Source organism: Neisseria sp. P0022.S009 (assembly GCF_051956675.1).
GTDB lineage: Bacteria > Pseudomonadota > Gammaproteobacteria > Burkholderiales > Neisseriaceae > Neisseria.
Genome location: NZ_JBQCXE010000002.1, coordinates 381,899 through 407,177, shown reverse-complemented (window position 1 = coordinate 407,177; position 25,279 = coordinate 381,899). Strand labels below are relative to the sequence as shown.

The following is a 25,279-nucleotide window of genomic DNA, read 5'->3' as shown; positions in this document are numbered from 1 at the left end:
GGCCGGCATCGCCACCACAACAGAGCAAAGCCAACTGCATACCGCCAATGAAAACATCCACCTTATCAGCGGCAACCATACCGACATTACCGCCGGCCAAAGCCTGACCGCCCATGCGGCAGAGAGCGTTAACCTGTTTGCCCAAAGCAGCGGCATCAAGATGCAGGCCAATCAGGGTGCAGTTACTGTACAGGCACAGAATGATGAGTTGCAGCTGAATGCTTTGAAGGACGCAGCGTTAACCAGCAGCGCAGGGAAAGTTACCATTGCGGCGAAGGAGGAGGTTCTGATCACCTGCAAGGGGGCATATATCAAGTTGAGCAATGGGGAGGTTGAGATCGGGAGTCCGAAGGTGGTTAGGGTGAGGGCACCGTTGGTAGTGAATGGGGCGAACAGTACCAACTTCAAATTCACTCAAGTTGGCGCAATTAAGCGTTATAGTAATAGATTGGATGTTGCCGAAAGTTTTGAAGGATTTGGTGACTTAACATCTATAAAATATTTTGCACTTACTGAAAGTGGGGAGGAATTTAAAGGAAACCTTGATGAATATGGACGAACCGGACGAATTACTTCAGCTACAGAAGAATATGCTAATTTTTTTGTAGGAGGAGGAGATTGGGTTTTGTCTGGGGATGAAAGTTATATAGAACAAGATGATTATTTATGCTGTAATGATTTTGATAGTTTAGATAAGGAATAAATGACAAGATGCTACAGTTTAAACTTGAAAAATTATTCTTAGTTTGCATATTACTAACCGCGAATGCAGTAAGTCTTGCCGGTCAGAAAGCCTTTGTTTCTCCAAATAATACATTAAAAATAACTAGGGAGTGTAATGAAAAAATAAATGAATGCACTTTCTATCTTAAGGAGGGGGTAATTATTGGAGACATCCCCAAAGATAAAGCAACATACAAATGGATTGGGGATATTTTTGCATTGAATATTAATCTAGGCTCGTATAATTCATATTTAATTTTGGTTGATGGAGTCCATAAGCCTCAAACAGTATCAGGAGTTATTACTATAGACGCCCATACGAAATGTATCATGACTGCGGATGAAGCAGGTATTTATTTTTATAAATTTTTCCAGCCAAAACCACTAAAGATTATTTTAAAACATAGTAAGCAATTTAATTTTGCAAAGGATGTTGCATCTTTGCAATCAATAGTTCAAGGGAAGTTTAAACAAAAAAAGGTAGCTATAAGTTATTTAAATCATGTTTATGAATCAGTTGATATGGTCATTGACAATCCTTGTGTGAAGTAATTCGGAGATCGGTAATGTCACAATATTCTAAGGAATTTATCCTGTTTGTTTCTACAATTGCTGGCGAAGCTGGCAATTGTAGCAGTGCTTCTTGGAAAGTAATTGCTCATGTAATAATGAATCGATTTAAATATAAAGAATGGAGAAAGCATCAGACAATTAAAGATATAATATTAGAAACGGGTTTTGATGCGGCAACACAAAAAAATCAACCATTCTTAAGTGCCTATAATTCTCTATCAGCTGGGAAACCATCGCCATTAGTTTTACGGATTATTGCCGCTGTCCGGCCTATATATGATGGAATGATAAAAGATCCTACGGGAAAGGTCGTATTGTATTATAGCCCGAGGGCGCAGTCTTCTTTGAGTCGAAGTAAGCCCCACTTGTATAAGCCAACACCAGCATGGAACTTTAATCTTTTGGAAGAAGTTAAAATTGCAGGTACTGAAAATGATGATTTTAAATGGTACAGATACAAAAATGCGAACAAATCAAAAAGATTACAAATAGTTAATCTTGATGGAGAAGCTATTCCTAATGTTCCATATGAAATTACACACGAAAAACAAGGCCAAGAAAAGGTCATTATCCAAGGACAAACCGACCAAGAAGGTAAAACCAAAGAGATTCCATATCAACATGCAGGAAAAGATGTAAAGATTAAAATCAATCCCAATGCAGGTAAGCATATGCCAAAGGCGAATATAGAAGGGATGATTTCGGTAACGGAAATTATTACGAAACTTATTAGTCCGTATATAAAACAAAGAGTTATATTGAAACCGAATGGGAAACCCGGAAACTATGCAGGGATGTACTATAGGGTCAAAAAAGGGGATACTTTGACAAAAATTGCCCAAAATTTGGGAACAACCGTAGAAGCATTACTTCATGCAAACCCAAAAATTACAGATCCCAATAAAATCTATATCGGACAAAAAATCCGACTTCCTGCAAAAACAGGTAGACCTGTTGCGAGAAAAGAAAACGGGGAAGTGAAAATAGATCGACCTACTAAGGCACAGGAAACAAACACGCAACCACCTGCCGAGAAAGTACAAACAAAACCTACCATTAATACAGGAGCAAATACGAAAACAGGAAATAGGGAGGTAAAAATAGAAAAACCTAAGGCACAAGAAACAGGTAACCAACCATCTGCAAGAAAAGTGCAGATGAGTCCTTCCTCTGCTACAGGAACAGCTAGTCGACCAAAGGACGATAACGGAGAAAAACAAACTCCTCCCCAACCAAGACAGAAAAAGGAGGTAAAGCAAGTAAATTCCGTGGATGGGAAGCCTGTTACGGTGGTTAAGAAGAATAGAGAAATACATGATCAAAATGAAACAAAAATTAATAAACTTCATCCTCAATTTCAAGATAAAGTGAGAAGGTTTATTAAAAAAGTGTATGAACAACATCAAATTAAATTAAGAATTGTACAGGGATATAGGACATATAGAGAACAGGATGAGTTGTATGCCAAAGGAAGAACAATGCCTGGATCAAAAGTAACAAATGCAAAAGGAGGGCAAAGTAATCATAATTTTGGACTCGCAATAGATGTGTTTCCAATCTGGCAAGATGGTAGGATCCACATGGAAGATGATGCAGAGAATATTAGATTACTGAAATTGATCGCACATGTAGGAATTGAAGAGGGGTTAGCATGGGGAGGAAATTGGAGAAAATTTAAGGATTATCCTCATTTCGAATTGAAGGTTGGTAAAAATATGGCTCAACTAAGAGCAGCTGTAAAAGCTGCTGGTGGCGATCCTTTAGCTGTTAAATATGATATTTAAATGGAGTTGTTATGAAATCATTAAATATAATGCTAGCAATATTCGCATTCTTTGTCTTATTATGTCAAAACGCATACGGAGTAAATTTAATTTTTACTTCTGAACTTGATGATGAAGAGTCAAGTTTAGAGGGAGGGGAACTAAAACTATTTAAAGATAGATCAAATCATTGTTTTATTACTTCAACTTACTATGGGGAAACAGGTAAGTCTTTGTATGTATATGATTTTAAAAATGGAAATAAGTTAAGTTCAGGTATGTATAAAGAGTTTAGGTTTAAGGATGGTTATATTTCTAAAGATAAAAGAAATATATATATACTAATTAATAAGAAAGAATTAAATATTAATCATGCTGAGGTTAGAGATGATTTTACTAATTTAATTAAGAGGGTGCCTAAATCAATTATTATTAAAAATTGTAATAATTAAATTAATTTTTCTTTATAGCCTATAAGTAGTTTTATAGTGATGCCGTCTGATAAAATTCCTTTCAGACGGCCTGAAACCTTTGCAAAAAAGACCTTCCCACGATAGCCGAAATCCAAACACAGGTTTTCGGCTGTTTTTGTTTCAAGTATCCACTGATTCTACCCAAATACCCCTCTTCATTCTCCCGGATACCCGATAATCAGGCATCCAGGCCGCCTTTTAGGCAGCAACAGGCGCACTTAGCCTGTTAGCCGCTTTCAACAGGTTCAAACACATCGCCTTCAGATGGCTTTGCGCACTCACTTTACACAGACCAAAATAGGCTGCCCGCGCATAGCGGAATTTACGGTGCAGCGTACCGAAGCTTTGTTCGACTACATAACGGGTCTTCGACAAATATCGGTTACGTTTGGTTTGCGCTTCCGTCAGCGGATGTTTGCGGTGTGCTTTGCGCATAATACCGTCTAACAACTGATGCTCTTTCAGATGTTGCCGGTTTTCCTCACTGTCATAGCCTTTATCGGCATAGACGGTCGTACCTTCGGCTATACCTTCCAGCAAAGGCGACAGGTGATTGCACTCATGGGTATTGGCGGGGGTGATGTGCAGTTTCTCGATATAGCCTTCCTCATCGGTACGGGTATGTTGTTTGTAACCGAGTTTGTAGAGGCCGTTTTTCTTTATCCAGCGGGCATCTTTATCTTTACTCGGTGTGGTTTGGCCGCTGACTTGTCCTTCCTCGTCAACTTCTATGGCCTGACGCTGTTTGCTGCCGGCAGTCTGAATAATGGTGGCATCAATGACGGCGGCGGATGCCTTCTCTACTTTTAGGTTTTTTTCGGCCAGTTGTCGGTTAATCAGTTCCAGCAATTCGGACAGGGTGTCGTCTTGCGCCAGCCAGTTGCGGTAGCGGCATAAGGTGCTGTAATCGGGGATGCTCAGTTCGTCAAAACGGCAAAACAGGTTGAAATCGATGCGGGTGATGAGGCTGTGTTCGAGTTCGGGGTCGGAGAGGCTGTGCCATTGTCCGAGTAGAATGGCTTTAAACATGGACAACAGGGGATAGGCGGGACGGCCGCGGTGGTCTCTAAGGTAACGGGTTCTTTGACGATTCAGGTATTGTTCGATCGGTTGCCAATCAATCACCTGATCCAACTTCAATAGTGGGAAGCGGTCGATGTGTTTGGCGATCATGGCTTGTGCGGTTTGCTGGAAGAAGGTGGTCATGAGAAATCCCCTAAATGTCTTGGTGGGAATTTAGGGGATTTTGGAGAATTTTGCAAAGGTCTCGGCCTTTTTACTTCCTTAATATTTTATCTGCCCGACTGTTCCCACACGTTTTGCAGGTAGGCGTAGGTCAGGTCGGCGGTGTCGGACACCAGCGCGATGTCGCTGCCCAAGTCTTCGGCTTTGCCCACGCCGATGGGCAAGGCGCCGGCGGCTTTGATGGCGGCGACGCCGGCGGCGGCGTCTTCGATGCCGATGCAGTGGCGGATGTCCGCGCCCACGCCCTCGGCTGCGGCGAGGAAGATGTCGGGGGCGGGTTTGGAATGCGCGACGGCGGCAGGGTCGGCAATGGCGTCGAAGAAGTGGGTCAGCCCCATGCGTTCTAGCAGGAAGGGGCCGTTTTTACTGGCGGACGCGAGGGCGATTTTTTTGCCGTTTGCTCTCAATGCTTCCAGCAGGGGCAAAATGCCGGGATACACGTCTTCGGGTTTGACTGCCTGAATCATCTCGACGTAGTTGTCGTTTTTACGGCGGGTCAGTTCGGCGAACTCGGCTTCGCCGACGGTTTTGCCGCCGTGCGCGAGGATGCGTTTGAGCGAATCGTCGCGCGACACGCCTTTGAGCTGCTCGTTAAACTTGCGGTCGATGCTGATGCCCAATTCTTCGGCAAGCTTTTTCCATGCGCGGTAGTGGTACTCGGCGGTGTCGGTGATGACGCCGTCGAGATCAAAGAGCACTGCGGTGAAAGTCATTTTTCGCCCTCCTTATTTTTCCAACGCAACGGTGTGGCTGCTGTTGAGCGTAATGTCTTTGCCGTACACCTGCAAATCGAGCGGCTCGCCTTTGAGTAGGGTGAAGACGACGTTTTCTTTGCCGACGGCGACTTTAATCAGACGGCCTCGGTAGTTGATATGGAAGGCGTAGCCTGTCCATGCGCTCGGCAGGAACGGTGCGAAGCTGAGTTTGCCGCCCCAAGTTTTCATTTGGGCGAAACCTTGGACGATGGCGAGCCACGAGCCGGTCATGGAGGTGATGTGCAGGCCGTCTTCGGTGTCGTTGTTGTAGTTGTCCAAGTCCAGGCGGGCGGTGCGCTGGTACATTTCCACGGCTTTTTCTTCTTTGCCCAGTTCGGCGGCAAGGATGGAGTGGATACATGGGGACAACGAGCTTTCATGCACGGTCATCGGTTCGTAGAAGTCGAAGTTGCGGCGTTTTTCGTCGATATTGAAACGGTCGCCGAAGAAGTAGATGCCTTGCAATACGTCCGCCTGTTTGATGAAGGGCGAACGCAGGATTTTGTCCCACGACCATTTCTGGTTGAGCGGCAAATCATCGGGCGAAAGCGCGGACACTGGGCGGATATCTTTGTCGAGGAAGCCGTCGTGCTGCACGAATACGCCGAGTTCTTCATCATGAGGACGGTACATATTGGCGCTGATGTCTGCCCATTTTTCCAACTCGGCGGCGTTCACGTTCAAATCCGGGCGCGGGTATTTCGCCAAGGCTTCGCGGGTGTAGTCCAATACCCATGCGGCGAGGGTGTTGGTGTACCAGTTGTTGTTGATGTTGTTTTCGTATTCGTTCGGGCCGGTTACGCCGTGAATCATGTATTTGCCGTTGCGTTTGGAAAAGTGGACGCGGTCCGCCCAGAAGCGGGACACTTCGACCAAGACTTCCAAGCCTTCTTTGGCAAGATAGCTTTCGTCGCCGGTGTAGTTGGTGTAGTTGTAGATGGCGTAAGGAATCGCGCCGTTGCGGTGGATTTCCTCGAAAGTGATTTCCCATTCGTTGTGGCACTCGATGCCCGTAAACGTTACCATCGGATAGAGTGCGCCCGCCAAGCCCTGTTCGCGCGCGTTGTGCTGCGCCTGCGGCAGTTGGTTGCGGCGGTATTGCAGCAGGTTGCGGGTAACTTCGGGTTCAGCCAGTGCGAGGTAGAGCGGCACGGCGTAGGCTTCGGTGTCCCAATAGGTCGCGCCGCCGTATTTTTCGCCGGTAAAGCCTTTCGGGCCGATGTTCAGGCGTGCGTCTTCGCCGTAGTAGGTGGAGAACAGTTGGAACAGGTTGAAGCGGATGCCCTGCTGCGCTTCGTCGCTACCTTCGATGACCACGTCGGCGATTTCCCAACGGTGCAGCCAGCCTGCTTTGTGCGCGTCCAGCAAGGTTTCAAACGCAACGCCTGCGATTTTTTCCGACAAGGCGCGGCCAGCGGCTTTCACTGCTTCCAAGCCTTGATAATCACGGCTGGTGGTAACAATCACGCGTTTTTCAAAAGTTTCGGGCGTGCCGCCGACTTCGGCTTGGAAAGAATTAGAGACCTGCCAGTCGGTTTGGCTGCCGCCGAAGGCTTTGAAGCTGCCGGTGAAGGTTTGCTCGGCGTTGACGATGAATTGTTCCACGCCGAAGGGATTGGCGACGGTTTGGGTGGCAATATAGGAGCGGTCGTCTGAAACGCCTTTGTCCAATACCTGCCAGAATTTTTCTTCGTAGTTGGAGTCTTCGTTTTTCACGTCGGCGTCGATGATGGAATCGATGCGGACTTGGTGGGTTTTGCCGTCGACGGATACTGCTTCCCATCGGATGAGAGCCAGCTCTTTTTGCGCGACGGACAGGAATTTGCACACATCGAAACGCACGCCGAATACTGTGAACGAGCGGCGCAACACGCCGTGTTGCATGTCGAGTTCGACGGAGAAGCCGGTAACGTCGTTTTTCGCCAAGTCGACTTCCTGCCCGTCGACAAAGATTTTAACTTTGCTGAAATTGAGCGCGTTGATGGCTTTGCCGAAATATTTGGGATAGCCGTTTTTCCACCAGCCGACGCGGGTTTTGTCGGGGAACCACACACCGGCGATGTAGGTGCCCAAGTGGCTGTCGGCGGAGTAGGTTTCTTCAAAGTTGCCGCGCATGCCCATATAGCCGTTGCCCAAGCTGGTCAGGCTCTCTTGCAGCCGTTTGTGTTCTTTTTCCAGTTTTGCCGAACGCAGTGTCCAAGGGCTGATTTCCATGATTCTTGTATACATTTATGAAGCTCCTGTTATTAAAATTGTAAGTTCGGCAAAGGTTTCAGACGGCCTTTGCCGATGGTATTGATGGATTATTCGCCGTGGGTCTCTTTAATCAGACAGACTGAGAAGGCTCCCAGCAGCAAGACTGCGCCTGCAACCAAGAACATGGTTGCCTGATGGCTGCCCAGCATAGGGAAGAGGATAAAGCTCAGCAGGGAGGCGACGATTTGAGGCATACAGATAGAGCCGTTGAACAGACCCAAATAAGTACCCATGTGTTTGCCGGAGAGGGCATTGGTTACAATCGTCAAAGGATAGGTAATAATACCGGCCCACGCAATACCGATTAAGGTATAAGACAACACCAGTGCGTATTGATTGCTGATGAAGAAAACGGAGAAGAAACCGAGCGCACCCAGAGCCAAGCAGCCGAAATAACCGGCTTTATGATATTTATTCGGTACTTTTGCCAGAATAAACGAGCAGATAACGGCAGCAATGGATTGTACTGCCGCCAAAACGCCGTACCAGTTGCCTGCTTCTTGGTAGCCTACAGAGGAGGCATCAGTTGTCTGCCAAACGTTTTCCGCAATCGCGCCTGCCGAGTAAGTCCACATATATTGGAAGGCAAACCAGCAGAAGAATTGTACCAAAGTCACCGTCCAAAACGCTTTAGGTGCGGTTTTTAAGAGTTCGAACCAGTTGGCTTTTTCCTGATTTGCAGCCACGTCGATGCCGTGGTAGCGGGCGTAGGTTTCCGGATCATACTCTTTGACTTTGAAGATGGTGAACGCACTGGTAATAATCAGTAAGGCTGCGCCCACATAGAATGCTACGACCACGGTCTGCGGCACGACGCCTTTTTCGGCCGTGTTCGCCAAACCGATATACGCGAACACAAACGGCAGAATCGCCGCCACAACCGCGCCCGTATTCGCTAAGAAACTTTGAATCCCGTAGGCGTAGCTTTTCTGCTCCTCGTTGACCATGTCGCCGACCATCATCTTAAACGGCTGCATCGCCATATTGGAGGATACGTCCAACAGCGCAATCATCAACGCGCCAAACGACAAAGCCGCCAAAGAAGCGTAGCCAAAACCGAAGCTGCCCGAGTTCGGCATCAGAATCATCACGATGACCGCAATCAGTGTGCCGTAAAGCAGATAGGGCAGGCGGCGGCCGCCCAGGCGCGGCATCCAAGTGCGGTCTGAGTAGTAGCCCACAATTGGCTGAACCAACATACCGGCCAATGGGGGCAGAATGAAAAACCAGCCCAAATTGTGCGGGTCGGCGCCTAAAGTTTGAAAAATTCGGCTCATTTGTGAGCTTTGCAGGGTAAAGGCCGTCTGAACGCCGAGATAGCCGAAGCTCAGCATCCAAATCGTACTTTTTGCCAGTGACGGCAAACCTTGTTTTGCTGTTTTTTGCGTATTTTCCGACATGAGGTAAATCCTTTTTTTAAAAAGTATTTTTATTGAGAAATCTGAAAGGTTCCTTGGTGTGGCGTTCTCTGTCGTTATTGTTTGTGTGCGTACTTTCAAGGATATAGGTGCATTTTATGAAGCGCGTCGGATATTGGCAATGCCAGTTCAAGGATAAACTGGCTTAAATCAAATTTTTTGCGGTTTGGCATTGATACCGTCGGGCAATAAGGGTATCGGTTCGGCGCGGTGTATATTTTGATGCTTATTTCTATTTTCAGACGGCATTTGAACAAGCAAGTATTTGGGCAATAGGTTAAAATGGGCCGTCTGAAATTTGTTTGACGGAAACGAGAAAACTATGTCCCAACAATACGTCTATTCTATGCTGCGCGTGAGCAAGGTTGTGCCGCCGCAAAAAACCATTATTAAAGATATTTCCCTTTCCTTCTTCCCCGGCGCGAAAATCGGCCTGCTTGGTTTGAACGGTGCGGGCAAGTCCACCGTGCTGCGGATTATGGCGGGTGTGGATAAGGAATTTGAGGGCGAAGCCGTGCCGATGGGCGGCATCAAAATCGGCTATCTGCCGCAAGAGCCGGAGCTTGATCCTGAAAAAACCGTGCGTGAGGAAGTGGAAAGCGGTTTGGGCGAAGTGGCTGCGGCGCAGAAACGTTTGGAAGAAGTGTATGCCGAGTACGCCAATCCCGATGCGGATTTTGATGCGCTGGCGGAAGAACAGGGCCGCTTGGAAGCGATTATCGCGGCGGGTTCGTCCACAGGCGGCGGTGCGGAACATGAATTGGAAATCGCCGCCGATGCGCTGCGTCTGCCGGAATGGGATGCCAAAATCGGCAATTTGTCCGGCGGTGAAAAACGCCGTGTTGCTTTGTGCAAACTCTTGTTGAGCAAGCCCGACATGCTGCTGCTGGACGAGCCGACCAACCACTTGGACGCTGAATCGGTCGAATGGCTGGAGCAATTCTTGGTGCGCTTCCCCGGCACGGTGGTTGCCGTAACGCATGACCGCTACTTCCTTGACAACGCCGCCGAATGGATTTTGGAACTCGACCGCGGCCATGGTATTCCGTGGAAAGGCAATTACTCGTCTTGGCTGGAGCAGAAAGAAAAACGCTTGGAAAACGAGGCGAAATCAGAAGCTGCGCGCGTGAAGGCGATGAAGCAGGAATTGGAATGGGTGCGCCAAAATGCCAAAGGCCGCCAAGCCAAGTCTAAAGCGCGTTTGGCGCGTTTTGAGGAAATGAGCAACTACGAATACCAAAAACGCAACGAAACTCAGGAAATCTTTATTCCTGTTGCCGAGCGTTTGGGCAACGAAGTAATTGAATTTGTGAATGTTTCCAAGTCGTTTGGCGATAAAGTGCTGATTGACGATTTAAGCTTTAAAGTGCCTGCTGGCGCGATTGTCGGTATCATCGGCCCGAACGGAGCGGGTAAATCGACGCTGTTTAAAATGATTTCGGGCAAAGAGCAGCCTGATTCCGGCGAAGTGAAAATCGGCCAAACCGTAAAAATGAGCTTGATTGACCAAAGCCGCGAAGGTTTGCAAAACGATAAAACCGTGTTCGACAACATCGCCGAAGGCCGCGATATTTTGCAGGTTGGTCAATTTGAAATTCCTGCCCGCCAATATTTGGGACGCTTTAACTTCAAAGGCAGCGACCAAAGCAAAATCGCAGGTCAATTGTCTGGCGGCGAACGCGGTCGTCTGCACTTGGCAAAAACTTTGTTGAGCGGCGGCAATGTGTTGCTGCTAGACGAACCGTCTAACGACCTTGATGTAGAAACCCTGCGCGCGCTGGAAGACGCATTGTTGGAATTTGCCGGCAGCGTGATGGTGATTTCGCACGACCGCTGGTTCCTCGACCGCATCGCTACGCATATTCTGGCTTGTGAAGGCGACTCTAAATGGGTGTTCTTCGACGGCAACTATCAGGAATACGAAGCCGATAAGAAACGCCGTTTGGGCGAAGAGGGCGCAAAACCGAAACGTATCCGTTACAAACCGGTAACACGTTAAGCAGGTTTTCATGAAAAGGCCGTCTGAAACTTCAAAGTTTCAGACGGCCTTTTATTTTTGATGTTTATGATTGTTTTCTTAATTGCGGATGGTTTTCCAATGTATCAATGATGATTTCAATCATGCGTGGGGCAGTTTGCGCTAAATCGAAGCCTTGACCTGAAGAAAGCCAGCGCCAAATCAAGCCGTCTAATGAAGACTTGATGAAGATGACTGCCATATCGATATCCAAATTATCCGCCAACGCTTTTTGTTGTACTGCATCAGTCAGGACGGCAACAATTTTTTCACGCCATAGTGATTGGTGTTTTTTAGCGATGGCAATGACCGCCTCGTTTTGCTCGGTGTGTTCGCATTTTAAAAACAAAATGCTGTGGAATTTATAGTGAAGCTCGTTGTGTTGCAGGCGCTCGAAAAAACGGGTCAGGGTTAGTCGGAAGCTTGACCAAGCCTGTTCGTTATTGTTGTTCGAGTCTTCTTTTATGCAGCTTTCGATGTCGTCGCAAATCCGTTGGAACAAGGCGTCAAACAAATCTTCTTTGTTTTTGAAATGCCAATACAGCGCGCCGCGCGTTACGCCTGCGGCTTGGGCGATTTCGTTGAGCGAGGTGCGGGCAATGCCTTTCTTATAAAACGTATCCAATGCGGCAAGCATGAGATATTCTTTGGTTTTTAAGGCTTCGGTTTTGGTTCTTCTCATAATTGTTTTGTAGGAAATGTAAATTTATGGTTCGGATTATAAAAAATTACTTCTGAACATGCAAGAATGTATGTATAATTTAATTCAATACTTGATAGTGTTTCTCAACACTATATAATCAGCCTGTTTTTCATAAAAGCAGGCAATTTCTGTTTGCGAAATATGAGATTAAAGTAATCAATTTTTAATTAGTCAAACCTTTATTTATTTATAGAGATAGGAAAATTATGGCTCTTTATGCTTCTAAAATGATGCGTGTCGCGGCAATTGCAGCAGCTACTGCGTTGGCGCTTTCCGCTTGCGGCAAAGGCGATGAAAAAGCAGCCGGCCAACAGGTGCAAGGCAGTCAGCAACAGCAAAAACAGCCTGCGCCTGAAGTCCGTGTGATTACTGTGCATCCGGAAACCGTTGCATTGACAACCGAGTTGCCGGGCCGTCTGGAATCATTGCGTACTGCCGAAGTTCGCGCCCAAGTCGGCGGTATTCTGCAAAAACGCCTGTTCCAAGAGGGTAGCTATGTGCAAGCCGGTCAGCCTTTGTACCAAATCGACAGCTCGACTTATGAAGCAAACTTGGAAAGCGCACGCGCCCAGTTGGCAAGTGCGCAAGCTACTTTGGCCAAAGCGAACGCCGACTTAGCCCGCTATAAACCGCTGGTTGCCGCCGATGCCATCAGCCAACAAGAATATGATGCGGCCGTAACGGCCAAGCGTTCAGCAGAGGCAGGCGTCAAATCTGCACAAGCAGCCATCAAATCTGCCGGTATCAGCCTGAACCGATCCCGCATTACTGCGCCGATTTCCGGCTTTATCGGTCAATCTAAAGTTTCTGAAGGTACGCTGCTGAATTCTGGCGATACCACTGTTTTAGCCACCATCCAACAAACCAATCCGATGTATGTCAACGTTACCCAGTCTGCGAGTGAGGTCATGAAACTGCGTCAACAGGTTGCCGAAGGCAAATTGTTGGCGGCAAACGGCGCGATTGCAGTGGATATCAAATTTGACGACGGTACGGTTTACCCTGAAAAAGGCCGTCTGCTGTTTGCAGATCCGACTGTCAACAAAACGACCGGTCAAATTACCTTGCGCGCCGCCATTCCTAACGACAGAAATATCTTGATGCCGGGCTTGTATGTGCGCGTATTGATGGAACAAGTGGCTGTGGATAATGCATTTGTAGTGCCGCAACAAGCAGTTACCCGCGGTTCGCAAGATACTGTGATGGTAGTGAATGACAAGAGCGAAATGGAAGCGCGTGTCGTGACCATTGCCCAACAGCAAGGTAGCAATTGGGTGATTACAGACGGCCTGAAAGACGGCGACAAAGTGATTGTTGAAGGCATCAGCATTGCCGCTATGTCGGGTGCTAAACAGGTAACGCCGAAAGAATGGACGCCGCCTGCAAGTGCTGCGGCAGCAACACCGGCAGTTTCAGACGGCCAGGCTGCATCCGAGGCCAAGCCTGAAGCTAAAGCTGCATCTGAAGCCAAATAAGGAACGCGTGAATGTCTAAGTTTTTTATTGACCGCCCCATCTTTGCATGGGTTATTGCGATTTTTATCATCGCAGCGGGTATTTTCGGTATTCAAAAACTGCCGATTTCCCAATATCCGTCCGTTGCTGCACCGACCATTACTTTGCGCGCTACTTATCCGGGCGCTTCTGCTCAGGTAATGGAAGACAGCGTACTGGCCGTTATCGAACGTAATATGTACGGTGTGGAAGGTTTGGACTATATGACGACTTCTGCCAATTCCAGCGGCAGCGGCAGCGTCAGTCTGACGTTTACACCGGAAACCAATGAAGATTTGGCGCAGGTAGACGTGCAGAACAAATTGTCGGAAGTGTTGTCCACATTGCCCTCTACCGTACAGCAATATGGTGTAACCGTATCTAAAGCGCGTTCCAACTTCTTGCAAGTGGTCATGCTTTCTTCTGAAAAGCAATCCATTGAGGAAATGAACGATTACGCCCAGCGCAATATCATTCCTGAACTGCAGCGTATCGACGGGGTAGGGCAGGTACAATTGTTTGGTGCGCAACGCGCCATGCGTATTTGGGTTGACCCGAAAAAACTGCAAAACTACAACCTGTCTTTTGCAACGGTAACCAATGCGCTTGCGACACAAAATATTCAAATTTCAGCGGGCTCTATCGGTTCTTTGCCGGCGGCTGCAGGTCAGACTATTTCAGCAACTGTGACGGCGCAAGGTCAGCTGAGCACTGCTGAAGAGTTTGGCAACATCATTTTGGTATCCAATATCGATGGTTCTAATGTCTATCTGAAAGACGTTGCCAAAGTCAGCTTGGGTATGCAGGATTATTCTTCTTCCACCCGTTTGAACGGTGTGAACACCACCGGTATGGCAGTGATGCTGTCTAACAGCGGTAACGCTTTGGCAACGGCGACTGCCGTGAAAGAAAAAATGGCGGTTTTGCAGAAGTATTTTCCAGACGGCATGAGCTGGAAAGTTCCCTACGATACTTCCAAATTTGTGGAAATTTCGATTGAGAAAGTAATCCATACACTTTTGGAAGCCATCGTATTGGTATTCTTGGTGATGTATCTCTTCCTGCAAAACATCCGCTATACGCTGATTCCGACTATTGTTGTGCCGATTTCCCTGTTGGGCGGTTTTGCCTTTATCTCATACATGGGTATGTCGATTAACGTATTGACCATGTTTGCGATGGTATTGGTGATCGGTATTGTGGTCGATGACGCGATTGTGGTCGTTGAAAACGTTGAGCGTATTATGGCGAGTGAAGGTCTGTCGCCTAAGGCTGCAACCAAAAAAGCGATGGGTCGGATTTCCGGCGCGGTGATTGGTATTACTGCCGTGTTGATGTCCGTATTTGTTCCGCTGGCAATGTTTAGCGGTGCAACAGGTAACATTTACAAACAGTTTGCCTTGACCATGGCGGCATCGATTGCATTCTCCGCATTCCTTGCCTTGACGCTGACTCCGGCATTATGTGCCACCATGCTCAAACCGATTCAGAAGGGTCATCACGAAGAGAAAAAAGGTTTCTTCGGTTGGTTTAACAAAAAATTCGACAGCTGGACACACGGCTACGAAGGCTGGGTTGCCAAAGTCTTGCGCAAGACTTTGCGCATGATGGTTGTCTATATTGGTTTGACTGTTGTGGGCGTATTCCTGTTTATGCGTCTGCCGACTTCCTTCTTGCCGACTGAAGACCAAGGTAACTTGATGTTGAGCGTACAGCTGCCTGCCGGCGCGACCAAAGAGCGTACCGATGCAACTTTGGCTCAAATCACTCAACTGGCGAAATCTGTACCTGAGATCGAGAACATTATTACCGTTTCCGGCTTTAGTTTTAGCGGTTCCGGCCAAAACATGGCTTTGGGCTTTGTCATTCTGAAAGACTGGAGCGAACGTACTGCTCCGGGCAGCGATGCGACTTCTATTTCCGGTAAGTTGACCGGCATGATGATGGCTACGCTGAAAGACGGTTTCGGTTTGGCGATTGTGCCTCCTGCCATTATGGAATTGGGTACAGGCTCCGGCTTGACGATTTACCTGCAAGACCGTAACAACAGCGGCCATGCCGCATTATTGGCCAAGCGCAATGAGTTGATTGACAAAATGCGCAAAAGCGGTTTGTTTAACCCAAGTACCGTTCGTGCGAGCGGTTTGGAAGATGCGCCGCAGTTGAAAATCGACATCAACCGTTCCGCCGCAGCCGCACAAGGTATTTCGTTCTCTGATATCCGTACTGCTTTGGCTTCTTCTTTGGGTTCGTCTTATGTCAATGACTTCCCGAATCAAGGCCGTCTGCAACGCGTGATGGTACAAGCTGATGCGAGTGCCCGTATGCAGCCTGCCGATATTCTGAACCTGACCGTACCGAACAAATCCGGCGTGGCCGTACCGCTTTCTACCATTGCTACTGTTTCTTGGGAAAACGGTATGGAACAAAGCGTCCGCTTCAATGGTTATCCGGCAATGGAGCTTTCCGGCTCGCCTGTTAATGGCGTATCTTCCGGTCAGGCCATGGCTGCGGTACAGCAAATGGTGGATGAAATGGGCGGCGGTTACAGTCTGGAATGGGGTGGTCAGTCTCGTGAAGAGGCTAAAGGCGGCTCGCAAACTGTCGTGTTGTACGCATTGGCCGCTGCCGCTGTATTCTTGGTATTGGCTGCTTTGTATGAAAGCTGGTCTATCCCGTTGGCGGTTATCCTTGTGATTCCGTTGGGCTTGATTGGCGCGGCATTGGGCGTAACCGGACGTAACATGTTTGAAGCATTACTGGGCAGTATTCCGGCATACGCCAACGATATCTACTTCCAAGTCGGTTTCGTTACGGTGATGGGTTTGAGTGCGAAAAACGCGATTTTGATTATCGAGTTTGCCAAAGACCTGCAAGCGCAAGGCAAGAGCGCGCTTGAAGCTGCGCTTGCCGCCGCACACTTGCGTTTCCGTCCGATTATCATGACTTCGTTTGCCTTCATCTTGGGCGTGGTACCGCTTTATGTTGCCAGCGGTGCCAGCTCCGCCAGCCAACGTGCGATTGGTACGACCGTGGTCTGGGGTATGTTGATCGGTACGATTCTGTCTGTGTTCCTTGTGCCTTTGTTCTATGTGGTTGTGCGCAAATTCTTTAAAGAAACCGCACACGAGCATGAGATGGCCGCCAAACACGCCGCTGAAGCCGGCATGATTGAAGACGGTAAACACGATTCAGACAAGCACTAAAGCAAAGGCCGTCTGAAAAATTTTCAGACGGCCTCAAAATGCTAAAGGATTCTAAAATGAAGAAGATTACATTCAAACCTGTACTGACCGCCGTTGCCGCCGCCGTGGCTTTGTCGGCCTGTGCCATGATGCCGAAATATGAGCAGCCTCAAGTTGCCGTGGCCGATACGTTTAAATACGACACTGTTGACGACGGTATCCGTGCAGCCGAATTGGGTTGGCAAGATTACTTTGCCGATCCGCGCCTGCACCGCTTGATCGACATTGCGTTGGAACGCAATACCGATTTGCGCACCGCCGCGCTGAATGCCGAAATCTACCGCAAGCAGCACATGATTGCGCGCAACAACCTGCTGCCGACCGTTAACGCTAGCGGTACAGGTTCGCGTCAAGGCAGCTTGAGCGGCGGCAACGTCAGCAGCCAATACAGCGTTGGTTTGGGCATAACCTCTTATGAACTCGACCTCTTCGGCCGAGTCCGCAGCACCAACGAAGCTGCTTTGCAAGGTTATTTTAATGTAGCCGCCAACCGCGATGCCGCACATCTGGCCTTGATTTCTACCGTGGCCAAAGCCTACTTTAACGAACGCTACGCTGAAGAAACCATGGCATTGGCACAACGTGTGTTGCAAACCCGTGAGGCGACTTACAAGCTCTCACAATTGCGCCATAAAGCCGGTGTGATTTCCGCCGTTGATTTACGCCAACAGGAAGCGTTGATTGAATCGGCCAAAGCCGATTACGCATCCGCAGTGAAAAACCGCGAGCAAGCGCGCAATTCATTGGCTATGTTGATTAACCAACCTTTGCCCGAAGACTTGCCTGCCGGTTTGCCTTTGAGTAAACAGTTCAAAATCACCAAACTGCCTGCCGGTTTGAGTTCGGACGTATTGCTCAACCGCCCGGATATCCGCGCGGCCGAATACTCGCTCAAACAAGCCAATGCCAATATCGGCGCGGCACGTGCGGCCTTCTTCCCGCGCATCAGCCTGACCGGTTCGGTCGGTACGGCTTCCGGCGAGTTGAGCGGCCTGTTTAAGAGCGGTACAGGTGTTTGGGCGTTTGCACCGTCCATCACGCTGCCTATCTTTGACTGGGGTACCAACAAAGCCAATCTTGACGTAGCCAAACTGCGCCAACAGGTACAAATCGTTGCTTATGAAGCCGCTGTTCAATCCGCATTTAAAGACGTTTCCAATGCTTTGGTTGCGCGCGAACAGCTGGATAAAAGCTATGAAGCGTTGAGCAAGCAAAGCCGTGCTTACAACGACAGCCTGCGCCTCATCAGCCTGCGTTACAAACATGGCGTATCTAGCGCATTGGATTTATTGGATGCCGAACGCAGCAGTTACGGCGCAGAAACTGCTCTTTTGGCCAATCAGCTGACCCGTCTGGAAAACCTTGCCGACTTGTATAAAGCACTTGGCGGCGGTTTGAAACGCGAAACCAAAGCTGCCGAATAAGTGTTGTCGGCTAAAATCAAGAGGCCGTCTGAAACATTTGGGTTTCAGACGGCCTTTTTGTTCAACAGCGATTTTAAACTTTTAATTTCTCGCTTAAAGAACCGACATAGGCTGCGCGTTCGTTACGGCTGAGTTCGGGCTGGTGTGTGTTGAGCGAAGACCATTTGCGGTTGCTGCGTGCTTTGTTGAGTTCGCTTGGCAGTTTGGCCGCATTCCATGGCGCTTTGCGTTCGTTTAGCTCGATATGAGATTGGGCGGCATGGCCGCGCGTTTGCAAGACGTGCAACAAACCCAGCGCACGCGCAGCGAGCAGGGTAAGGGTTTCCGGATCGGTATGCAGGGTTTGTCGGCCGTTGATTTTGTCGGTGATGTCTTGGGCGTTGGGCAAAATGCCGCCCAACAGTCCGCCGATGGCGGTACCCAAACCAAGCGAACCGCCAAGCGTGGCAATGTCCAAGCCTAGGCCGATGAGTGCGCCTGCGGTTGCGCCGGTACCGGTACGGATGCCGTAATGTTTGAGCAATTCGCTGTCAAACGGATCTTGTTTGAAGGCTTTGGGCATCCATGTGCTGTCGCTGCCGACTTCGTCGTGATAGAAGCGGTAAAGTGTGAACAGGCGTTGTTGCATTTGCCGCTCAAGTTGGCGGATTTCCGATTGCATGACTTCCAAAGTCGGGGCAGGGTCGTCGTTTTCGGCAATTTCTTGGGTAAATGCGGCGGCATCCAGCAGAAAATCGGCAATTTCACGGCGCGCTTCCGTATCCAGCCGTTGCCACTCGCGACGGCGCATATTGATGAGGCGGTCGAGGATGTCGCGCTTAGGTAACATGGTGGCAAGGTTGTCCCATAATCGGATTTCGCCTTCAAAGTCAAACGCAACGGTATCGAAACCGGCGTAAACATGCAGGGCGCGGCGGGCGAGCATATTGGTCCAAGCGGTCAGGTCTTGATTTTGAGTGAAGTTGAACACAGGCATGATGGGCTTGGCGCACCAAGACAAAATGGTCAGCTCGTCTTTGTATTTGTTAAGGACGGGCTCCCGCGCATCGATGACATACATGGCCATGTCGCTTTGCATGACTTGGCGCAGCACTTTGGCTTCTTGGTTGAATTCGTGATGCGCTTCATGGTTGTTGAGGAATTGCTGAATGCGCTCGATGCCGTCATCGCGTGCGGATGTGTGGGTTTCCAGCCAGTCCAACACGCCGCCGGCATCTTCGAGGCCGGGTGTGTCGTAGAGGTAAACCAAGCTGTCGTCGCCGTCGTTGATGAGGGCTTCTTCGACATGGCGCGTGGTCGAGGGCGCATTTTTTACTTCGCCGAAGGTGCTGTCGCGCAAAAGCGTGCGTAAGAGTGAGGTTTTGCCTGTGTTGGTATGGCCGACGACGGCAAGGGAAAGTGGGGTGGTCATGGTTGTGGGTTGGGACGGATATGGGCTATGAATGTGTGAGTATGGGGCTGTTTGCCTGCAGTGGCAATATGTGTTTCAGACGGCTCTAAATTTCTTTTATATATGGGCGAAAATAGCCAGAAAAAGAGGGGAATAGCGGATTTGTTGTTTTTTGGCAAAATGCTTGAAAATAGGTAGGAAAACAGTTGACAGTCGGGTAGAAGGCTAGGATAATTCGCGCCGTTGAGTTGCTTGATGCAGCTTGATTTTTCTCCTCTATTTCTCCTTTGTAGACTTGGCGCATATCGAAACGGTATGCGCATTTTTTTATCTGCTTTGAAACATGATTACATTTAAGTTCTGTAAATTGGATAATTAAGAAATTTTACAAGAAAAATACTTGCAAGGTTGAATCTCTTGTTGCATAATTCGTTTCGTTAGCTGGTTCGAGTAGTCAGTTAATAGTTTCTCCTCTATTTCTCCTTTGTAGACTTGGCACACATTCTATCGGATGTGTGCATTTTTTTTGCCTGTTTAAAATAAAGGCCGTCTGAATGTTGTAATCTTTCAGACGGCCTTTGTTGGTTGAATGGAATTAGATGTCTAATACTACTTCTTCTTTGACTTCTTCCATGACAACATAGCTGCGGCTTTCGGCTGCTGCCGGCAGTTGCAGCAGGATATTGCCGAGCATATCGCGATAGGCGGACATATCGGGTAGGCGGACTTTGATGAGGTAGTCGTATTCGCCGGAGACCAAGTGGCATTCCAAAATTTGCGGAATCTTCAGCACTTCGCGTTTGAAGTCTTCAAAAATATTGCCGGATTTTGAACGCAGTTTCAGTTCGACAAAGACCAAGAGGCTTTGACCCAAGGCATGAGGATTCAGATGGGCGTGATAGCCGGTGATGAGGTTGTCGCGTTCCAAGCGGCGGACGCGTTCGGTTACCGGCGTAGTGGAGAGGCCGACTTTTTCAGCCAATTCGGTCATGGGGATGCGTGCGTTTTGTTGCAGGAGCTTGAGAATTTTTAAGTCGGTTTTGTCGAGTTCTTTCATGGCTTTGATGCTTGTCGTTTTCAATTTGGATGACATCATAACCTTAAAACAGGCTCAGAAGAAGCATAAATCCTTAAAGGTAAGGCGGAAGGAAGATATTAATCTTGTGTATTTCATGGAATCCTGTATGGTTTTTGACCTATAATATTCGCTTCAAAGTAATAGGGCAGGCCGTCTGAAACGGATGCCGATAAGAGGAATACATTATGCGTCCGCTCAATGCGCAAATCCGTTTGGATAATTTACGTCAAAATTATCGTTTTCTCAAAGAGTTGCACGGCAATAAATTGTTGGCTGTGATTAAGGCCGATGCTTACGGGCATGGTGCGGTCAGATGTGCACACGCGTTGGCGGATATTGCCGACGGCTTTGCGGTGGCAACGGTAGATGAAGGCGTGGAATTGCGTCAAAACGGCATTAAAAATCCGATTGTTTTATTGGAAGGCGTGTTTGAGGCTGCAGAGTATGCGGATGTTGACCGTTATGATTTGTGGCCGGCAATCGGCAGTCAATGGCAGTTGGAGGCGTTTGCACATCATGAGTGGCAACGTCCGACAACCGTATGGCTGAAAATGGACTCTGGTATGCACCGTGCCGGTTTCTTTCCGCATAACTATGCCGCCGCCTATACGGCATTGAAACAATCTGAATCGGTTGAAAACATTGTGAAATTCAGCCATTTTGCCTGCGCGGACGAACCGGAAAACGGCATGACCGAAATGCAGCTTGAAGCATTTGATTTGGCGTGTGAAGGCTTGGAAGGCGAGGAGAGCCTGGCCAATTCCGCCGCGATTTTGAACGTGCCTGAAGCGCGCCGCGATTGGGGTCGTGCCGGTCTGGCCTTGTATGGTATTTCGCCTTTCGGTGGCGTGGATGAGCGTTTGAAACCTGTTATGCGCCTGACTTCCCGCGTTTTCGGCGAACGTGTGTTGCAGCCGCATTCTCCGATTGGTTACGGTGCAACGTTCTACACCAGCAAATCCACTCGTGTCGGTTTGATTGCCTGCGGCTATGCCGACGGTTATCCGCGTCGCGCTTCCACTAATTCTCCGGTTGCCATCGATGGCAAACGCAGCCGTATTATCGGCAGGGTGTCTATGGATATGATTACGGTTGAGCTGGAAGCTTCGAAAGAGGGTTTGGGCGCGGAAGTCGAGCTTTGGGGCGATGTGATTAATATTAATGAAGTTGCCGAAGTTGCCGGTATGATTCCGTACGAAATCCTCTGTAATATTAAACGTGCGAAGTTTACTTATATCGAGTAAGCAGTCAAAGATCAGGCCGTCTGAAATATGTTTTCGACGGCCTTTTTGTTATCTGCAATTAAAACGATTCGTCAGCGCGTAAATAACGCCATTTGCCCGGCGGCAGTCTGCCGAGTTTGACTTTGCCCATGCGGATGCGTTTCAAACCGACAACGCGCAGGCCGACCAGCTCGCACATGCGGCGGATTTGGCGTTTTTTGCCTTGCCGCAAAATAAAGCGCAATTGGTCTTCGTTTTGCCATTCAACTTTGGCGGGGCGTAATTTTTCTCCGTCCAAACTCAAGCCGTGGTTGAGCAGGGCGAGGCCTTTGTCGTCTAGTTTGCCGCGGACGCGGACGAGGTATTCTTTTTCGCTGCTGCTGTTTTCGCCAATCAGTTGTTTGGCAATGCGGCCGTCCTGGGTGAGCACCAATAATCCGACAGAGTCGATGTCCAGGCGGCCGGCCGGGGCTAAGCCGAATTTGTGTTTTTCACTGAAAGGGATACGGCTGTCGTCGCCTTCCCAATGGTTGTCGGCGGTAATGAGTTCGGCGGCGGATTTATAGCCTTTTTCTGCCTGCGCGCTGACGTAGCCGACGGGTTTGTTCAGCAGGATGGTTACGCGCGCGGCTTGTTTTTCGTGGGCTTGTTTGTTGAGGTCGATGCGGTCGCGCTCGGTGACTTTTTGACCGAGTACGGCGGTTTGGCCGTTGACTTTGACCCAGCCTTGCTCAATGTAGCTGTCTGCCTCGCGGCGCGAGCATAAGCCCAATTGCGCCATGCGTTTGGAGAGGCGCATGGTTTCGGAATCGTTGTTTTGCATGGTATGGCAATATAGAAGAAATGGGAATGTCGGATTATAGCATTGACCGTTTGTCAGGCCGTCTGAAAACTGAATTTTTGGGTTTTCAGACGGCCTTGCGTTTGCTATATGTTAAGGAATATTTAGTTTTGAAGTAAAAAATGAAGGGTATATTGTCTGTTTGTGTTAACCTTACGGGCGAACTAATCATTTTGTTTTTTGTCGAATTCGGGTTGAAATGACATTTCACTCTTAAATCATGAAGACTAAAATGATTGGTCTTTCTAAAGCGCATGAAGGCAGTTTGTCGCTAAAACAAGCTTTCGTGTATCACGTTTTAAGGATAAATCAATGAAATCGCTCAAATCATTTTTGATTTGGGGCATTGTGGTTTTGGTCGGCCTGGCCTCCTTTACCACTCTGGCCCTCAGTCGCGGCGAGCAGGTCAGTGCGATTTGGATGGTTACGGCCGCCATTTCGGTATACTGCATTGCCTACCGTTTTTACAGTCTTTACATTGCCAACCGTGTGATGCAGCTTGATCCTAACCGTCTGACTCCGGCAGAACGCCACAATGACGGCTTGGACTATGTGCCCACACATAAAGGCGTACTGTTCGGCCACCACTTTGCCGCGATTGCCGGCGCAGGTCCTTTGGTCGGTCCTGTATTGGCAGCGCAAATGGGTTATCTGCCCGGTACTTTGTGGATTATCTTCGGCGTGGTGTTTGCCGGTGCCGTACAGGATATGATGGTCTTGTTCGTCTCCATGCGCCGTGACGGTAAGTCTTTGGGCGATATCGTGAAACAAGAACTCGGTACTGTCCCCGGCGTGATTGCGTCTATCGGTATTTTGATGATTATGGTCATCATTATGGCGGTGTTGGCGCTGATCGTTGTGAAAGCATTGGTTCACAGCCCTTGGGGTACGTTCACCATCGCAGCGACTATGCCGATTGCTCTGTTTATGGGTATCTACACCCGTTATATCCGTCCGGGCAAAATCGGCGAGATTTCCATCGTCGGCTTTATTTTGCTGATGTTGGCCGTGATTTACGGTGAAGATGTTGCCCGCAGCTCCTTTGGTCACTGGTTCGACCTTGACGGCATTCAGCTGACTTGGGCGATTATGATTTACGGTTTCGTGGCTTCCGTATTGCCGGTTTGGCTCTTGCTGACTCCGCGCGACTATCTGTCTACCTTCCTGAAAATCGGTACGATTGCCGCTTTGGCTTTGGGTATCGTTATTGTTAACCCAACCCTGCAAATGCCTGCAGTTACCCACTTTATCGATGGTTCAGGCCCGGTATTCTCCGGTGCGTTGTTCCCATTCTTGTTCATTACCATTGCTTGTGGTGCGGTTTCAGGCTTCCATGCTCTGATTTCTTCCGGTACTACGCCAAAAATGGTGGAAAACGAAACCCACGTCCGCATGATCGGTTACGGCGGCATGATTATGGAAAGCTTTGTGGCCATTATGGCGCTGGCCGCCGCCGCTTCGCTTGAGCCAGGCGTGTACTTTGCGATGAACAGCCCGGCTGCGCTGATTGGTACTGATGCCAACACTGCTGCCGAAGTCATCACCACTAAACTGAATTTCTCTGTTGATGCCGCAACCTTGTTGCATACTGCTAAAGAAGTGGGCGAAAACACCATTCTGTCCCGTGCAGGCGGCGCGCCAACCCTCGCAGTCGGTATGGCGCACATCATGAGCCGTCTGATTCCGGGCGAAGCCATGATGGCGTTCTGGTATCACTTTGCCTTGCTGTTTGAAGCCTTGTTCATCCTGACCGCCGTTGACGCCGGTACGCGCGTAGCCCGTTTCATGATCCAAGACTTGGGCAGTATTTTCTACAAACCATTCGGTAACACCGACTCTATCCCAGCCAACCTGGTTGCCACATTCTTTGCCGTGGCATTGTGGGGTTACTTCCTCTATACCGGCGTAACCGACCCTCTGGGCGGCATTAACTCGCTCTGGCCTCTGTTCGGTATCGCCAACCAAATGCTGGCAGGCGTAGCGTTGATTATGTGTACCGTTGTATTGGTGAAAATGAAACGCGACCGCTATGTATGGGTAACCTTGGTTCCTGCTGTCGGCGTATTGTTTGTAACCTGCTATGCCGGTTTGCAAAAACTGTTCCACAGCGACCCGCGCGTCAGCTTCTTGGCGCATGCAGGCAAATACCGCGATGCCTTGGCTTCAGGCGAAGTCCTTGCCCCGGCTAAAGACATTGGAGAAATGTCACAAATCATCTTCAACGACCAAATCAATGCCGGCCTGACCGCTTTGTTCTTAGCAGTTGTCGTGATTGTCGCCGTGTACGGTTTGCGTACCGCCATGAAAGCCCGCAAAGTCGGCTGGCCAACTGCTAAAGAAATTCCGGCAGTGTACCGCGACGGCAAACAGCTGGAGGCTCAGAGTGAAGCATAAGCTCGCATCTTGGTGGAAAACCATCAAGCTGACAGCAAACTTGATGGCCGGTGTCCCGGATTATGAAAACTACGTTGCCCGTCAGCGCAAACATAATCCCAACGCGCCGGTCATGACTGAGCTGCAATTCCAAGACTACTGCCGCAAACGCCGTTGCGGCGGCAACGGCGGACGCTGTTGTTAATGAAGGTATAAAAAGGCCGTCTGAAAATATTTTCAGACGGCCTTTTATTATGGAATATCAATAAACATCAAAAACTTTGTC

Annotated in this window: 19 protein-coding genes; 11 read left to right on the top strand and 8 right to left on the bottom strand. The window is 48.8% G+C overall.

All coding sequences use genetic code 11. The features are described from left to right. The 4 genes from ACTHUG_RS05030 to ACTHUG_RS05015 all read left to right on the top strand — a co-directional run. A partial coding sequence (locus ACTHUG_RS05030; protein ID WP_440386162.1) for a DUF2345 domain-containing protein occupies window positions 1–703 on the top strand: 703 nt, incomplete at its 5' end. 8 nt (window positions 704–711) lie between these two features. Further along, on the top strand, window positions 712–1,275 hold the full coding sequence (locus ACTHUG_RS05025) for a hypothetical protein (protein WP_440386163.1): 564 nt from the start codon (window positions 712–714) through the stop codon (window positions 1,273–1,275). 14 nt (window positions 1,276–1,289) lie between these two features. Continuing rightward, window positions 1,290–3,080, top strand: coding sequence for a LysM peptidoglycan-binding domain-containing protein (locus ACTHUG_RS05020; RefSeq protein WP_440386164.1), 1,791 nt, complete (start codon window positions 1,290–1,292; stop codon window positions 3,078–3,080). An 11-nt stretch (window positions 3,081–3,091) separates the two neighbouring features. Then, window positions 3,092–3,511, top strand: coding sequence for a hypothetical protein (locus ACTHUG_RS05015; protein WP_440386165.1), 420 nt, complete (start codon window positions 3,092–3,094; stop codon window positions 3,509–3,511). A gap of 219 nt (window positions 3,512–3,730) precedes the next feature. On the opposite strand, the gene ACTHUG_RS05010 is transcribed toward ACTHUG_RS05015, so the two are convergent. From ACTHUG_RS05010 to ACTHUG_RS04995, 4 genes are all read right to left on the bottom strand, one after another. Beyond that, window positions 3,731–4,738 (bottom strand): IS5 family transposase, encoded by a 1,008-nt coding sequence (locus ACTHUG_RS05010; protein ID WP_440386166.1) that lies wholly within the window; start codon window positions 4,736–4,738, stop codon window positions 3,731–3,733. Between the two features lie 86 nt (window positions 4,739–4,824). Beyond that, a complete protein-coding gene (pgmB, locus tag ACTHUG_RS05005) occupies window positions 4,825–5,490 on the bottom strand; it encodes a beta-phosphoglucomutase (protein ID WP_440386167.1) in 666 nt (221 codons plus the stop codon). A 12-nt stretch (window positions 5,491–5,502) separates the two neighbouring features. Beyond that, a complete protein-coding gene (locus ACTHUG_RS05000) occupies window positions 5,503–7,761 on the bottom strand; it encodes a glycoside hydrolase family 65 protein (RefSeq protein WP_440386168.1) in 2,259 nt (752 codons plus the stop codon). 74 nt (window positions 7,762–7,835) lie between these two features. After that, on the bottom strand, window positions 7,836–9,188 hold the full coding sequence (locus tag ACTHUG_RS04995) for an SLC45 family MFS transporter (protein ID WP_070588154.1): 1,353 nt from the start codon (window positions 9,186–9,188) through the stop codon (window positions 7,836–7,838). 340 nt (window positions 9,189–9,528) lie between these two features. On the opposite strand from ACTHUG_RS04995, the gene ettA reads away from it, so the two are divergent. Next, window positions 9,529–11,205: an energy-dependent translational throttle protein EttA gene (gene ettA, locus ACTHUG_RS04990; RefSeq protein WP_107769254.1), complete on the top strand. Its 1,677-nt coding sequence runs from the start codon at window positions 9,529–9,531 to the stop codon at window positions 11,203–11,205. Between the two features lie 64 nt (window positions 11,206–11,269). On the opposite strand, the gene mtrR is transcribed toward ettA, so the two are convergent. Beyond that, a complete protein-coding gene (gene mtrR, locus ACTHUG_RS04985) occupies window positions 11,270–11,905 on the bottom strand; it encodes a multidrug efflux system transcriptional repressor MtrR (RefSeq protein WP_004520505.1) in 636 nt (211 codons plus the stop codon). Between the two features lie 227 nt (window positions 11,906–12,132). On the opposite strand from mtrR, the gene ACTHUG_RS04980 reads away from it, so the two are divergent. From ACTHUG_RS04980 to ACTHUG_RS04970, 3 genes are read left to right on the top strand one after another with little or no spacing between them, the layout of a single operon-like run. Next, complete coding sequence (locus ACTHUG_RS04980) at window positions 12,133–13,401, top strand: efflux RND transporter periplasmic adaptor subunit (RefSeq protein WP_440378045.1); 1,269 nt, start codon at window positions 12,133–12,135, stop codon at window positions 13,399–13,401. Window positions 13,402–13,412: 11 nt separating this feature from the next. Beyond that, on the top strand, window positions 13,413–16,625 hold the full coding sequence (locus ACTHUG_RS04975; protein ID WP_440386169.1) for an efflux RND transporter permease subunit: 3,213 nt from the start codon (window positions 13,413–13,415) through the stop codon (window positions 16,623–16,625). Between the two features lie 56 nt (window positions 16,626–16,681). Then, entirely contained in the window at window positions 16,682–18,088 is a 1,407-nt protein-coding gene (locus ACTHUG_RS04970; RefSeq protein ID WP_440386170.1) for an efflux transporter outer membrane subunit, read from the top strand. 73 nt (window positions 18,089–18,161) lie between these two features. Here ACTHUG_RS04970 and ACTHUG_RS04965 read toward each other — a convergent pair whose 3' ends face one another. Beyond that, window positions 18,162–19,499 (bottom strand): GTPase/DUF3482 domain-containing protein, encoded by a 1,338-nt coding sequence (locus ACTHUG_RS04965; RefSeq protein ID WP_440386171.1) that lies wholly within the window; start codon window positions 19,497–19,499, stop codon window positions 18,162–18,164. Window positions 19,500–20,073: 574 nt separating this feature from the next. Further along, the gene (locus ACTHUG_RS04960; protein WP_083296572.1) at window positions 20,074–20,535 is read right to left on the bottom strand and encodes an Lrp/AsnC ligand binding domain-containing protein; all 462 of its coding nucleotides are present in this window, start codon (window positions 20,533–20,535) and stop codon (window positions 20,074–20,076) included. A 206-nt stretch (window positions 20,536–20,741) separates the two neighbouring features. Between ACTHUG_RS04960 and alr the strand changes: the two genes are divergently transcribed. After that, complete coding sequence (gene alr / locus ACTHUG_RS04955; protein WP_314058648.1) at window positions 20,742–21,800, top strand: alanine racemase; 1,059 nt, start codon at window positions 20,742–20,744, stop codon at window positions 21,798–21,800. Between the two features lie 58 nt (window positions 21,801–21,858). Here alr and ACTHUG_RS04950 read toward each other — a convergent pair whose 3' ends face one another. Next, window positions 21,859–22,602 (bottom strand): pseudouridine synthase, encoded by a 744-nt coding sequence (locus ACTHUG_RS04950; RefSeq protein ID WP_036493902.1) that lies wholly within the window; start codon window positions 22,600–22,602, stop codon window positions 21,859–21,861. A gap of 330 nt (window positions 22,603–22,932) precedes the next feature. Between ACTHUG_RS04950 and ACTHUG_RS04945 the strand changes: the two genes are divergently transcribed. After that, the gene (locus tag ACTHUG_RS04945; protein ID WP_440386172.1) at window positions 22,933–25,014 is read left to right on the top strand and encodes a carbon starvation CstA family protein; all 2,082 of its coding nucleotides are present in this window, start codon (window positions 22,933–22,935) and stop codon (window positions 25,012–25,014) included. Beyond that, window positions 25,004–25,198 carry a YbdD/YjiX family protein gene (locus tag ACTHUG_RS04940; RefSeq protein ID WP_003747442.1) on the top strand — a complete coding sequence of 65 codons (195 nt, stop codon included), beginning with the start codon at window positions 25,004–25,006 and terminating at the stop codon, window positions 25,196–25,198. The genes ACTHUG_RS04945 and ACTHUG_RS04940 overlap by 11 nt, the downstream gene beginning before the upstream one ends. Window positions 25,199–25,279 lie beyond the last annotated feature (81 nt).

Excerpts from the sequence above, each read along its gene's own strand:
- ACTHUG_RS04970 (WP_440386170.1), top strand. The coding sequence starts at position 16,682 with ATGAAGAAGATTACATTCAAACCTGTACTGACCGCCGTTGCCGCCGCC.
- mtrR (WP_004520505.1), bottom strand. The coding sequence starts at position 11,905 with ATGAGAAGAACCAAAACCGAAGCCTTAAAAACCAAAGAATATCTCATG.
- ACTHUG_RS04995 (WP_070588154.1), bottom strand. The coding sequence starts at position 9,188 with ATGTCGGAAAATACGCAAAAAACAGCAAAACAAGGTTTGCCGTCACTG.
- ACTHUG_RS05000 (WP_440386168.1), bottom strand. The coding sequence starts at position 7,761 with ATGTATACAAGAATCATGGAAATCAGCCCTTGGACACTGCGTTCGGCA.
- ACTHUG_RS04960 (WP_083296572.1), bottom strand. The coding sequence starts at position 20,535 with ATGAAAGAACTCGACAAAACCGACTTAAAAATTCTCAAGCTCCTGCAA.
- ACTHUG_RS05020 (WP_440386164.1), top strand. The coding sequence starts at position 1,290 with ATGTCACAATATTCTAAGGAATTTATCCTGTTTGTTTCTACAATTGCT.
- ACTHUG_RS04980 (WP_440378045.1), top strand. The coding sequence starts at position 12,133 with ATGGCTCTTTATGCTTCTAAAATGATGCGTGTCGCGGCAATTGCAGCA.
- ACTHUG_RS05010 (WP_440386166.1), bottom strand. The coding sequence starts at position 4,738 with ATGACCACCTTCTTCCAGCAAACCGCACAAGCCATGATCGCCAAACAC.
- pgmB (WP_440386167.1), bottom strand. The coding sequence starts at position 5,490 with ATGACTTTCACCGCAGTGCTCTTTGATCTCGACGGCGTCATCACCGAC.
- ACTHUG_RS05025 (WP_440386163.1), top strand. The coding sequence starts at position 712 with ATGCTACAGTTTAAACTTGAAAAATTATTCTTAGTTTGCATATTACTA.
- ACTHUG_RS05015 (WP_440386165.1), top strand. The coding sequence starts at position 3,092 with ATGAAATCATTAAATATAATGCTAGCAATATTCGCATTCTTTGTCTTA.
- ettA (WP_107769254.1), top strand. The coding sequence starts at position 9,529 with ATGTCCCAACAATACGTCTATTCTATGCTGCGCGTGAGCAAGGTTGTG.
- ACTHUG_RS04950 (WP_036493902.1), bottom strand. The coding sequence starts at position 22,602 with ATGCAAAACAACGATTCCGAAACCATGCGCCTCTCCAAACGCATGGCG.
- ACTHUG_RS04965 (WP_440386171.1), bottom strand. The coding sequence starts at position 19,499 with ATGACCACCCCACTTTCCCTTGCCGTCGTCGGCCATACCAACACAGGC.
- alr (WP_314058648.1), top strand. The coding sequence starts at position 20,742 with ATGCGTCCGCTCAATGCGCAAATCCGTTTGGATAATTTACGTCAAAAT.
- ACTHUG_RS04975 (WP_440386169.1), top strand. The coding sequence starts at position 13,413 with ATGTCTAAGTTTTTTATTGACCGCCCCATCTTTGCATGGGTTATTGCG.
- ACTHUG_RS04945 (WP_440386172.1), top strand. The coding sequence starts at position 22,933 with ATGAAATCGCTCAAATCATTTTTGATTTGGGGCATTGTGGTTTTGGTC.